General features: G+C 58.6%; 7 protein-coding genes. 2 read left to right on the plus strand and 5 right to left on the minus strand.

Features of this window, described 5'->3' with window-relative positions:
• Positions 1 to 11: 11 nt before the first annotated feature.
• From RBT76_06940 to RBT76_06955, 4 genes are read right to left on the minus strand one after another with little or no spacing between them, the layout of a single operon-like run.
• Positions 12 to 2774, minus strand: coding sequence for a CHAT domain-containing tetratricopeptide repeat protein (locus RBT76_06940; GenBank protein MDX9857506.1), 2763 nt, complete (start codon positions 2772 to 2774; stop codon positions 12 to 14).
• The gene (locus RBT76_06945; protein ID MDX9857507.1) at positions 2771 to 3358 is read right to left on the minus strand and encodes a hypothetical protein; all 588 of its coding nucleotides are present in this window, start codon (positions 3356 to 3358) and stop codon (positions 2771 to 2773) included. The genes RBT76_06940 and RBT76_06945 overlap by 4 nt, the downstream gene beginning before the upstream one ends.
• 51 nt (positions 3359 to 3409) lie before the next feature.
• On the minus strand, positions 3410 to 4039 hold the full coding sequence (locus tag RBT76_06950) for a sigma-70 family RNA polymerase sigma factor (protein MDX9857508.1): 630 nt from the start codon (positions 4037 to 4039) through the stop codon (positions 3410 to 3412).
• A 25-nt stretch (positions 4040 to 4064) separates the two neighbouring features.
• Entirely contained in the window at positions 4065 to 5810 is a 1746-nt protein-coding gene (locus RBT76_06955) for a DUF885 domain-containing protein (protein ID MDX9857509.1), read from the minus strand.
• A 441-nt stretch (positions 5811 to 6251) separates the two neighbouring features.
• Here RBT76_06955 and RBT76_06960 point away from each other — a divergent pair, with 441 nt between their 5' ends.
• Positions 6252 to 7943 carry a glutamine--tRNA ligase/YqeY domain fusion protein gene (locus RBT76_06960; GenBank protein ID MDX9857510.1) on the plus strand — a complete coding sequence of 564 codons (1692 nt, stop codon included), beginning with the start codon at positions 6252 to 6254 and terminating at the stop codon, positions 7941 to 7943.
• Between the two features lie 621 nt (positions 7944 to 8564).
• Here the strand turns inward: RBT76_06960 and RBT76_06965 are convergent.
• A complete protein-coding gene (locus RBT76_06965; GenBank protein MDX9857511.1) occupies positions 8565 to 9995 on the minus strand; it encodes a PAS domain-containing protein in 1431 nt (476 codons plus the stop codon).
• A gap of 625 nt (positions 9996 to 10620) precedes the next feature.
• Between RBT76_06965 and RBT76_06970 the strand changes: the two genes are divergently transcribed.
• On the plus strand, positions 10621 to 12738 hold the full coding sequence (locus RBT76_06970) for a fibronectin type III domain-containing protein (GenBank protein MDX9857512.1): 2118 nt from the start codon (positions 10621 to 10623) through the stop codon (positions 12736 to 12738).
• The last annotated feature ends 98 nt before the right edge of the window (positions 12739 to 12836 follow it).

Consider the following 12836-nt stretch of genomic DNA (forward strand, 5'->3'; position numbering starts at 1 on the left):
GGCCCGAGTCCTCACAACCCGAGCAATACAAAGGAACCCCAGTAAGCAACCGACGGCGCAAGTGCTCGAAGCGTGTCGACGGCTGCGGTGTAAGCCTGCGGTACAGTTTTCCCCCGTTGCAGCGACCGATACAACTCAACCATAAAGACGCGGGTCAGACTGTCGCTGACCGGCCAGAGCGATGCCAACACGTATCGGCTCCCCGCCTGATAGAAGGCCCTGGCCAGACTGAACGAGTTACCGTAATTTAACCCCGGAGCCGCCGTTTGGCAACCAGAAAGCGTTGTCATTTGGGCCCTTACCCCGGTCCCGAACAAATCAAACGGGAAAAACGGACCGTCGTACATCAGCATCCGCGAAAACAACGGATTCTCGGACGAGCGCGAGGCATGAGTCGCAATATGCACCAGTCCGTTCGCCTCCATCAACTCTCGCCTCAGAACATCGCACGTTGCCGCCTCCCCCGAGTATAACCGCGCCCGCGGAAAGAGGCCCGCAATCTCCCTCGCCTCATCATCGGCCGACGGTAATGTCGGCGACGACACGGAAAACACGGCGTGGCTCAGCGTACTCCAGTCGCTTGGTTCGGGGCTCCGACGGGTCACCTGCCCCGGGTCGACTATCAATCGAAGATCGAACTGCCGACCGAGCGGATTACTCGTACTGCCGAGCGCCCCGAACGGAACCTCCACAAACACCCCATCGGCCAGCACAACTAAACGAGGTGTGCGCAGGAGCCCTCCGAACGGAGCGACGAGACTGCTGTGCAGGCTGCTGAGAAGACTCTCGACCGCGGTCCCCGTGCGTACCGGCCCTTCGCTCCGACCGCGTACAGCGGTCTCGAACAGGAAATGCAGCTTTCTCACATCAGCGTACAGTCGGTCGCTGTCAACTTCCATGGGCACAAATGTGGTGTCCCCGGCCGCCGCTACAAAAGCCCCGATCCGCCCGCCCCGCATTGTGTAGTGCACCAGCGTCTCATCCGGCCGCAACGCCGAATGAACATCGAAAGCATCACCTCCGTGCACCCGCTCGCGGGTTACAGTCGTCGAGACCGAGGCCCTCGCTTTCCGCTCCAGCGCCCACAGACGCTGCTCAGTCGCTCGTACGTTGACGAGAGTCGATCCCGACCTCTGTCCTGTTCGGGGAAACTGCTGATACCGCCGCAACGTCAGCCTCAGTTTATCGATCTCGTCGGCTACGGATCGTGGTATCTCTGCTCGAAGCTGTCGGGTCACTGCCGACGGCCGGTTGACCAGCGACAGCGCCCCCAGACTGTGCACGAAAGCGTCATCGGTCTGCTTTAACTCGAGCAGGCTGTGAACCAGATGTCGATAGCTATCGAGCTTGTCGGCGACAAAGAAATGGCGAACGTCGTCATAGTTCAGTCGTGACGCCATGGATTCGACCGCCTCAATGGCCGGTCGCAGGTGATTGAGCGCAGTGACATAATCCCCCCGGCGGTAATGGAAATCTCCCAGCAGCCTCTGGACGCTATACTGCTGATACTGCGTCAGGGTCATGTCCAGCAGGTTCCGGGCCACCCGCATCGGGGCGACACCCCGCCGCGACATGAGCAGGGCTCCCAACTGCGCGATGTCGGCGTCTACCGCTCGGCGTTCGTCCCGGCTCCGCCGGAACAGCCGACGGGCCCGGGTCGACTCATCGGCCGCGTCGCGGTACCGCCCCCGCGCCATCAACAGCCGACAACGTGCGAAGTGCACCATTCCCTGCCACAGTTCGTTTCCTTCACGAATGAAAATCCGCTCCGCCGCCCGTAAGCGGGCCGCCGCCTCCGCATTATCACCGAGCGAGAGCTGCCCCGACGCTGCGAAATACCGGGCCTTCCCCTCTTCGTATCCCATTTTGAGCGATCGAAACTGCCCGGCCACTTCGTCCGCCAGCGTTATTGCTGACCCGTACTGGTTCAATTGCAGATGCAGCTCCGCCAGATCAAGTCTTGTGACCGCCGCCGACCGCATATCACCAACCTGTTCGAACCGGTCCAGTACCCGTTCGAACAGCGACAACGCTTCGGTATACCGACCATCGAGAAAGCACAGGTACGCGATCGAGTACCGGCAAAGTGTCTCCGGAATCGTCAACCCCGCCGACGCATATATGGCTGACGCGCCTTCATATAACGTGCGTGCCTCGGAAAGGCGGAAGAGGTTCGTCAGGACGTTCGCGCGATTGTAGTCCACAATCGCCACCGGTACGCCGCCCTGTCCGGCGAATATAGCCCGGGCCTTGTCGTAGTAGTGCAAAGCCAGCCTGTTGTTGTCCATGCGGTGATAGACGTTGCCGACATTGGTCATCGCCTGTGCGGCATCGGATAAAAGCTCGTGGGACTCGAAATACCGGATCGCCTTTCGCCCCGACAGGAGGGCCTCACGATACTGACCGAGATACATATATACCTCGGCCAACACCCGGTTCAGACGGGCGACATTCACTGACTCCCGCTGCGACCGATACGCCGACTGCGCTGCCAGGTACTTGCGAAGGGCTTCCTGGTGCCGACCGGAAAAGTGGAATAGTCGTGCTTCCATCGCCAGCAACCGTGGCCGGTACCGGTCCGGCAGACAGGCAAACACCCGCGCCGCCCGCCTGACATAAAGCCTGGCGTCTTTGAGGTCGTTCCGCAGAACAGCGTTTAACCCGGCGTCAAGTGCCCTGACGGCCGCCTCGCTGTCTTCCGAATACCGTGTCGTGAGAAAAGACTCAACCGCGGAACGGGATCGCAGCGTCGATAACTCAGCCAGCGTGATCATATGTCAATTTGAATGAAGGCGATTTCCTCGCCGGATCGAACAACGGCCAGTCGCGAATCACCACCCGCAACTCGCGCAAAACGAAAGAGATGATGCTCGTCAGCATCTACTGATTGCAGCTTTCTCCCCTGACGCAGCACAATCGTCAGGCGATCCCCCGCCGGTTGTCCTGCCAGCTGGCCAACCATCTCAAACGAATTCATCGTCAGCGGGTACAACGCCAGACTGAGATCTCCGACATCCAGTTTGAATCGAAGCTGGCGCGTGTCGACCGCGGCCGGACGCACCCCGTCGGGAAGAGGCACCACCGATGAGTCAAAGACGACCACCCCCTGAATTGAACCCGGCGACGCCTTCTTTCGTAGATAGTCCCGGATTATCAACGCGGAAAGGCTCCGCGCGGACTGACTCAACGAGTCATCCGATGTCCGCGTCGCTGCCGTGAGTTCGACCACCACTGCCAGTAGCTGGGCCAGCTCGTGATCTGTCTCGATCCGGCCTTTCAACTCTGAACGCGTTTCTTCGTCAAGCTCACCGCGATGGTAAGCGAGAAGTTGACGTACGATGTCCTGATTAATCTCCATGGCGTCACCACTAACGAGGAGTCGTATTCCTGCGTGTTTGATACGTCGATTTCATAAGTCCTTGTTACTCCGCTGTAAGAACCTCCTCAGCTTCGCCAGCGCCCGGGCCCGCGTTGGGCCGATCGACGCAATGGGTATCCCGAGCCGCGTTGAAATCTCCTGGTACGTCGGCTCCGCCTCGTCAAGGAACAGCGCCTTCACGAGTTCAAATTCGCGACGGGTGAGGCGGCCAAGCGCTTCCATGAGGATTCGCGTCCGGTCCGCCTCCACCAACCTCTCGTCGTGCCCGGACTCCTCATAGACCAGACTGTCCTGCGCCTGATCGCTGGTGCCGTCCACGAATATCCGCCGCCGCCGTACCTGCGAGTACACCTCGTGGCGCGTAATACTGGCCACGAAGCCGAACAGCTTCTCCGACGATCGCAGCCGGTCAATATTGCTCAGTAGTAGAAAGCACACCTGACCAAAAATGTCGAGACTCTCCTCCTGGCTCAGGTGCATTCTGCGGCAAACCGAGAGAATCACCGGCGTGACCAGATCTATCAGCTCCTGCCACGCCGCCGGATCATTGGCCCGGCAGCGGCCAACCAAACCGCCGAGCATACTCGTTCTGTTGGTGCTGTCGTCCTGCCCGCCTGCCATCACCCGCTCTTGCGTATCGTACCGTCTGGCTTCATCCAATCACTTAACTGCCATAAGCGAACCATCAGCGCTCCCGCTGTGCCGCGACCCACCTCCGCACCAGCGACTCCAGTACGTCGAGAGGTACACACCCGGACCCCAACAGCGTGTCGTGAAATGCCCTGAGGTCAAACCGTTCACCGAGAGTCGCCTCGGCATCAGCCCGCATCGCCTGAATCCTCAACTGCCCGATCTTGTACGACAGCGCCTGTCCGGGCCACACCAGGTAACGGTCGATTTCCACCGTAATGTCATGCAGACTCTTGCTGGAGTTCTGTCGGAAAAACGTGATCGCCTGCTCCCGGGACCAGCCGCGGTGGTGCATTCCCGGATCGACGACCAGCCGGATGGCCCGCCACATGTCATAGGTCAACGCGCCGAACAGAGCGAACGGATCGCTATAGAACCCCATGTCGGCTCCGAGACTCTCTGCGTACAGCGCCCAGCCTTCCCCGTATGCGGTGATCCAGCTCTGACGACGGAACTCGGGCAGATCGGTCAACTCCTGCATTCGCGCGATCTGGAGATGATGTCCCGGCACGGCCTCGTGAAGGCTCAGGGCCTCCATTTCCCACTTCGGCCGCGATGGCAGATCGTACGTGTTGACGTAGTAATAGCCGGGGCGGCCGGCCGCTGGAGCCCCCGGCTGGTAATACGCCGTCGTTTGAGATTTCTCTGCATGCGGCGGGATCGGCACGACCCCGTACGGGAGGCGCGGAAGTGTCCCGAACAACTTCACCAACTCAGGATCAGCACGCTTTGCGATATCACGGTACGCCCTCACCAGATCATCGGCCGAGGTGAAAAAGAACTTCGAATCCGTTCGCAGGTGCTCGCAGAACTGGTCGAACGTCCCCGCAAATCCGGTCTGTCGCATGACCCGCTCCATCTCCGCCCGTATGCGAGCCACTTCGGTCATACCGATCCCGAAAATGTCATCGGGTGACAGATCCGTCGTGGTCTCCCGCTGCACGATAAACCGATACCATTCGGCCCCGTTCGGCATGTGCAGCCAGCCGGTTCGCTCCGTGCAGCCGGGAATGTACCGCTCGGTGAGAAACGCCTGCAATCGCTTGAATGCCGGCATTACGACCTGCAGACACAGCGATTCGCACGATCGGGAAAACTCCCTCCACACCTGCTCGCCGACACCGGAAGGCCTGCGCGACAGAAACGCAAGAAGGGCAGATTCCCCCGGTGCAGCCGTCAAGAGCGCCGCTACCTGCGACGGCAGGTCGCGAAGACAAACTTTTGGAAATGTCACCCCTTTGCCCAGTCCGCGCTCCAACAGCACGATCGTCTGGTCGATCAGTGCCGGGACTCGCTCCAGCCGCGCCAATACCGCCGCGCGATCTTCGCCTCGCCGCATCGGCATAAGCTCGAGGATACGAGGCACCTCTTGCTGCGGGCCGTGCATCTGACTGATTGGCAAGAGGATGTCGTCATGCCGCGATTCCTGCTCGGCTATCTCCGCCTGTCGCATCAACAAATCGTAGCTGAGTTGATCTCCCTCCGACAAGCTGTCGCGGTCAAACGATCCAAGAAGCGCTTTGATGATGACGGGCCTTTGACGGCGCCGCTCGATGGCGCTGTCCGCCCAGTCCGTCCACCGATCCTGGTAGCGACCGTACCCCGCCCCGGTCGCCTGCTCCGGGAATTCCTCCATCTGGTTATCCCAGACCAGATCAAAGGCTCGCCGTAACCGCTCTGCCTCGGGCATCGTGCCCTTCTGTGCAATGGCGTCCCGACTGTCCTGATCAAATCGATTCATGCGTACTCCGTAGTCCAGATCCTGCCGGAATATATATCTTTTTGAGCCCGGCACATACGGTTACGATAGTCTTGCACCACTGGCCCAGGCGCCTAAAATGAAAGGTGGGTCTGTGAGGAAGACCCACCTTTCTGTGCGTCGGGCTTGACTCGCGTATCAGGAGCGTCTACGCCCTATTGGGGTACCTTACCTGATTCGACTGAAGTCGAACCGTGAGCGCGTGGCCCAGTGCGGGGTGACCACACGCTGTCTATATCAGTGAGCGCTCGCCGGGCCGAAAAAATACACAATATTTCACCTTTAGTACATTTTTCGCCTCACCACCCCCCTGCCGGCATTCGACATTTTGGTTGGTTCGGGGCTCAAATTGATTACATTCCCCGAACTGCTGCCGATATCGGCTGTGGGAAGTGCGATTTCGAGACGGAGAGTAATGCGAATATGGATACCGAAAAAAACGCTGTCACCGGCAATTTCATCCGGGAAATCATTGACGCCGACCTCAAGAGCGGTAAACATGAATCGATCGTCACCCGTTTCCCCCCGGAACCGAACGGCTATCTGCATATCGGGCACGCCAAGTCAATCTGCCTTAATTTCGGGCTCGCACTCAGCTACAATGGCCGATGCAACCTCCGATTCGACGATACCAACCCGACCAAAGAAGAGCAGGAATATGTCGATTCGATCAAAGAAGATGTCCGGTGGCTCGGTTTCTCGTGGGGGGAACGCGATTTGTACGCCTCGGATTATTTTGAACAGCTGTTCCAGTACGCGGTGCACTTGATCAGAGCCGGCAAGGCGTATGTCGACGATCTCTCCGCCGATCAGATCCGTGAGTATCGAGGCACCCTGACCCGTCCCGGCACCAACAGCCCCTTCCGGGAACGTTCCGTCGACGAGAATTTGGGCCTGTTTACCCGCATGCGCGACGGCGAATTTCCCGATGGCGCCAGAGTGCTGCGCGCAAAAATCGACATGGCGTCTCCGAACATCAACCTTCGCGACCCGGTCATGTACCGTATCCTCCACGCCCACCATCATCGCACCGGCGATGCCTGGTGCATCTACCCGACCTATGACTGGGCCCACGGTCAGTCGGACTCTATCGAGGGCATTACTCACTCGATCTGCACCCTCGAATTCGAGGACCATCGCCCCCTCTACAACTGGTTCATCGAGAATCTCCCGGTCACCAGTCATCCACGGCAGATTGAATTCGCCCGACTCGAATTGACCTATACAGTCATGAGCAAACGCAAGCTGCTGACACTGGTCAAGGACGGCCACGTGTCCGGTTGGAACGACCCACGTATGCCCACGGTCTCCGGTCTCCGCCGTCGAGGCTATACACCGGAGGCCATCCGCACTTTCTGCGACCGGATCGGCGTCGCCAAACGCAAAGATGCTACGGTCGAAATATCCTTCCTCGAGGATTGCGTCCGCGAAGATCTCAACCGCCGCGCGTTACGGGCAATGGCCGTCCTCGATCCGCTGAAGGTCGTAATCGACAACTACCCCGAAGGGCAAACCGAGGAGTTTGAGCACGAAAACAACCCCGAAGATGCCTCCATGGGCACCCGACACGTGCCGTTTAGCCGCGAGATTTTCATCGAACGAGAAGATTTTCAGGAAGTGCCTCATAAGAAGTTTTTCCGCCTGGCTCCGGGGCGCGAAGTCCGGCTCAAGGGAGCGTATTTCATCACCTGCACGGATATCGTCAAGGATCGCACGGGGAAAATCACCGAATTGCACTGTAGCTATGATCCGGCCTCAAGGGGAGGCGAAACGCCCGACGGCAGAAAAGTCAAAGGAACGTTGCACTGGGTATCGGCTGCGCATGCGATTGATGCCGAAGTGCGGCTGTACAGCCATCTCTTCTCTACACCCGATCCGGAAGACGCCCCCGAAGGCCGCGATTTTACCGATAACCTCAATCCCGATTCGCTGACCGTTCTTACCGGCTGCAAGCTGGAACCGGGACTGGCGGATGCGACCCCCGGCGACCGCTTCCAGTTCCTTCGGCAGGGCTACTTCTGCGTCGACACGGTCGATTCGCGATCGGGGCGGCTTGTCTTCAATCGCACGGTCTCTCTGCGCGACAGCTGGGCCAAAGTGCAGAAATCCGATTAGCGATTTCAGCCTTTGCCGCCGTTTTCGACCCCTCCTCATAGACCGTAGACAAAAGGAATACCCCTCGGCGGAGCGGGCCGAGAGGTACTCTTACGGAGTGAGTGGCGAGTGGAGTGTGCCCCCTGCCTGAAGCGGCAGGATTTTTCTGTACGTATGAAGCGTGGAAGACTGTCGGTCGGTCCTAGCCCCGCGACTCTATGACTCTTGCCCCTTTTCTTTCCCCCTTTCCCGTTTCTACCGGACCGAACGGATCGGTCGGGTCAAACCCTGCGGAGAGTCGATCCGACCGACCGTCCGGTTCAGGGAAGAGGGGGAGTGTGCGTCAGGTTTGGTCCCCGGGGGACCAAACCGTCCTTTTCCATCAAAGTCGGACTCGACCATTGGACAAGCCCGAACCATGCTCGCTTTTAGTAGCGTTATCTTTGTCTTTGTATTGGACAGCCACCGGCCCCGGTGAGGTAATGGCCGCGAGTATCGTTCTATCGGTGGTTCTGTCGCGCCTTAGAGAACATATCGTTCAATTAGCGAAAACATTTAGGAGTAATCCGAGGGTTTGGTAAGAATCTCAGTGCAGTGTGCAGATTTGAAGCGGGAGACTGCGTCACGTCATGACGCATTGACCTATCTTGTCACTCCCTTGCGTTCCAGAGAGCGCAGATACGACGTCAGGTTGCGTTTGCGATTGGCGATACCGAGCTTCTTGCGAATGATCTTTCGCTGCTTGAATACCGTTTCGATTGAGTTATGGAGTGCCGCCGCAATCTCTTTGCTGGTAAGTCCGTTTTTGATCATGTTGCAGATTTCCAGCTCCCGCGGTGTTAACCGGGTCGAGTGCTCTTCGAGACGACCCACAAAGGGCGAGATAATATCCACAAGACTGCTCTTGAGCAGTGTCAGGTAGTGTTCTGCGCCGGGCATGGTCTGCCCGTGGAGGTGGTCGATCAACGGGATGGCGATCTGATAAATGTTGCTCTGAATCTGTTCCGCGATCTCCCGCTTTCCGGTCTCGAACTGACTGAGAATCTCCTTCAGCGCGAGGTTTTTCTTCTGGAGATTCTCACGCTCAACCAGAAGTTCCTGGTTTGCGTCGGCCAGCTGTACGGTCCGTTCGCGCACCCGGTGTTCCAGTTCGTCGTGTGCGCGTTGCAGCATCGCTTCGGCCCACTTGCGCTCCGTAATGTCGAACCAGCTGCCGATCAGCCCGACCACGCGACCGTCGTCGTCATGCAGAGGCGTCATGTCGTCGCGAAGCCAGATGTACGCACCGTTTCTATGCTGAAAGCGGTACTCGTACGATACCGACTCACCGCGCTGAATCCTCTCGAGCTGTGTCCGAACATGCTCCAGATCCTCCGGATGAACCCGCTTGTTCCAGAACATCTCGTCCTTGTAAAAGTCATCCGGCCGGTAACCGAACCTTCCGTTGATGTTGTCGCTGATAAAAGTCGTTGGATACGCAGGCGGCGGCCCGCACGTGTAGATTACGGCGGGACTTGACGCGAGCAGTACGTCAAGCCGCGCTTTCGTCCCCTGAAGCACTTCCTCTGCCCGCTTGCGCTCAGTGATGTCACGAATACTTGTGCAGATCCCCAGTGTGCGCCCCGACTGATCGCAGATCATCTGCCATGACACCGCCCCCCACGCGATTGTCCCGTCCTTGCGGCGTATCCGGAACTCCCGGTCGTGCCCCGACGGTAACCCGGATTCGGGGGTAAACGCCGGTGATACCCGGAAGCGATCTTCTTCGTGGATAACCGGAATCGGAAACTCAGGCGTGGATAGGCACTCTGAGACCGTGTACCCGGTAATCCGCTCCACTGCCCGGTTCATCCACCGCGCCTTCCCGTCGGCCCCCACCCACATGTGCCAGTCGACACTCTCCTCGGCCGAAGCAGCTGCGATCTCCAGTGATTCCTCAGGCGCCGAACGCCGCAGTTGAAGCGCCCGTCGGCCCGGCCCGCGTCCGCCAACCGTCGACACGTCGCCGCAGCCGGACTCAACCGCACTCTCAGAAAAGGATACCTTTGTGGATTTGCGACTGTCGTCCGACATGAGATGCCCCTTTGGGTGACCTGACTTCCCCGATCCCTCAGCAGACTCTCAGGCATCTACCGGAAGCGCAATAGCTGCGCGCACATCCGGACACGTTTCCTACTTAAATGCACGTCTCAGCCTGCCTTGGTCCCCCTGATATCCACAACGGCAATATACTGCAGTTCAGCCGGATAGCAAGCTTTTTGGGGGGCTTTTATACCCAGTTAACACCTTGTCATGCCCCGTTGTGCTTATCTGAAAAAGTGCGATTATGCTATCGGGACAGATTCCAGGGGGCACTCTGTGCCTGTCGTATGCAAGGAGCGACAGTCCGTCTCGAGGAGATGTCAGGCGACGCAAAAGGGGGCGCCTGACCGGGGGACACCCGCGCGGGTAATTTCAGTTGCAAAATTGAGCTTACTCCGAAACCGCCAGCCGCGGCGCGGGTGTTCTGTTGCCTGTCGACCCGCCGCCTCCCCAATGGCCCCGGAAGCTCTTGCAAAATGGGCCACTAACTCCATATATTCAGCTCATACCAACGCAGCAATCAATCCCCCTGATCGTGGCTCATATGGCCCACAAGTGGCTGTCCACATATTGGTGCCCCTGCACGCAAGGGTACGTCGAGTGAGGAGACCTTACTATGTTACCGCGGTACCTTACTGCCTCGGTTAGCGTCTATGCCGCATGCATCATCATGATGGCGTCGGGCTGTTCCAAGAACGCGTCGGGAGACGACGAGGGTGATGACAGTGTCGCACCGGCGGTAGTAGCCGATTTGATAATTGCCGGTTTCACCGACTCCTCGGTTACGCTCACGTGGACTGCGACCGGTGACGACGGCACCACCGGCACCGCCACGGGCTATGATCTCAGGATGTCGTCAACGGCTATCCACTGGGGCAATTACGATTCCGCCGTGCACATAACCGGGCTGCCCGCTCCAAAACCGGCGGGTGAGACTGAGATATTCGAAGTACGCGGCCTCCTGACTGACTCCACATACTTCTTCATACTCCGCGTTTTCGACGAGAACGGCAATGACGACGGGCTCTCCAGTTGTGTCAGGGCCACGTGCTTCACCGACTACGTCGTCACCTTCCCGGATCCATCGCTGCAGACGGCCATCCGCAACCGAATTGCCAAACCGTCCGGAGACATCCTCAAGTCGGATCTCCTCGAAGTTACCGACCTGTTCGCCGCCGACCTCGCGATCGCGGACCTCACCGGCCTCGAGCACTGTGACAAACTGACCTCGCTGAACCTCACCAACAATGACATCTCCGACCTCTCGGCTCTGAGTACCCTGCTTGGTCTCACCCAGCTCGGTGCCGGCCAGAACACCATAACCGACATCGGGCCGCTTGCTTCGCTCACCGTGCTCACGGCACTGAACCTCAGTTCCAATGACGTGGTTGACATCTCACCGTTGTCCAATCTAACTCTTCTGACCGACCTCAATCTCCAGGGCAACGCCGTAACCGACATCGCCGCTCTGGCGGGACTGAGCCAACTGAACAGTCTGAATCTCGCGGCGAACGGCGTCCACGACATCAGTCCGCTGACTGCAAATACCGGGGTCAGCGACGGCGACGTTGTCGCGTTGTCTCTGAATCCGCTGGGACATGAATCGATTGTGTCTCACATTCCAACCCTCAGGTCGCGCGGCGTATCCGTCCAGTGGATCGACAACATCGTGCCGCCCGGCGCGGTGACGGATCTCACCGTCGACAGTGTAACGGCGAATTCCGTCTCGCTCAGTTGGATTGCTCCGGGAGAGGACTTCTATACCGGCATCGCGTACCGATATGAACTGCGTTACTCGACCGAACGGACTGACCTTGAGACATGGTCAGGGGGAAGCGTTGTCTCGGACATGCCCGATCCGGACTCGGCCGGTGCGCGGCAATCGGCCGTGGTATCCGCACTGAGCGAAGGGACCACTTATTACTTCGCAGTGAAGACGCAGGACAACTCTGAAAACTGGTCTCCCGTATCGAACATCCCATGGGCTCGGCCATACACCGACATCGTGGTGTCGTTCCCTGATGTGGCACTGGAGACGGCCATTCGCACCGCCATTGCCAAACCCGTCGGCGACATCTATCGGTCCGAGCTTATGTTCATCGACTCACTCACGGCGGCCAACCGGGGAATTTCCGATCTGAGCGGACTCGAACACTGCGTCGGACTGGAGTACCTTCACCTGAATAACAACACGATAACCGATATCTCCCCTCTCTCCGGTCTCAACTCGCTGTGGAATCTCAACGTGCAGCACAATAGTATCGCCGACATATCGCCGTTGAGTTCGTTGGTCGCAATGACCCAACTGCAGTTATCGAACAATCCGATTACCGATCTGTCACCCCTGGCGTCACTGTCAAACGTGCATCTGCTTGCTGCCAGTTTTATCGGTACGGCGGATCTGACGCCGCTGGAGTCGCTTGGGCAGTTGGAATTCGCGTTCCTGATGGGGAATCACACCGTCGACCTCTCCCCGCTGGCTTCCTGTACTCGATTGCAGTACCTCTATCTCGGCTACAACGACATCGTGGACATCGAGCCGCTCGGCGGACTCCAGAATCTGGCGATCTTGTCCCTCGTGAACAACCAGGTGGAGGATATAGGAGCGCTTGTAAGCAACTATGGACTGGGAAACGGGGATCAGGTGGCGCTGGATAACAATAACCTGTCACAAGAGTCGATCAACACGCACATTCCCGCCCTCCAGGCCCGTGGAGTAACGGTAACATTCTGAAATTGCGCCGAGTACTGCGTGTGAGTTCGTCGAAGGACCACGGAGTGCCGGGCTTACCGGTGAAGGAAAGGTCAGAGATCCGATCGGATCAGGCATAA

It is taken from the genome of Candidatus Zixiibacteriota bacterium, from assembly GCA_034003725.1.
Classification (GTDB): Bacteria; Zixibacteria; MSB-5A5; order GN15; family FEB-12; genus WJMS01.

Coding starts and splice junctions, on each gene's coding strand:
- RBT76_06970 (MDX9857512.1), top strand. CDS start 10,621: ATGTTACCGCGGTACCTTACTGCCTCGGTTAGCGTCTATGCCGCATGC.
- RBT76_06945 (MDX9857507.1), bottom strand. CDS start 3,358: ATGGAGATTAATCAGGACATCGTACGTCAACTTCTCGCTTACCATCGC.
- RBT76_06965 (MDX9857511.1), bottom strand. CDS start 9,995: ATGTCGGACGACAGTCGCAAATCCACAAAGGTATCCTTTTCTGAGAGT.
- RBT76_06955 (MDX9857509.1), bottom strand. CDS start 5,810: ATGAATCGATTTGATCAGGACAGTCGGGACGCCATTGCACAGAAGGGC.
- RBT76_06940 (MDX9857506.1), bottom strand. CDS start 2,774: ATGATCACGCTGGCTGAGTTATCGACGCTGCGATCCCGTTCCGCGGTT.
- RBT76_06960 (MDX9857510.1), top strand. CDS start 6,252: ATGGATACCGAAAAAAACGCTGTCACCGGCAATTTCATCCGGGAAATC.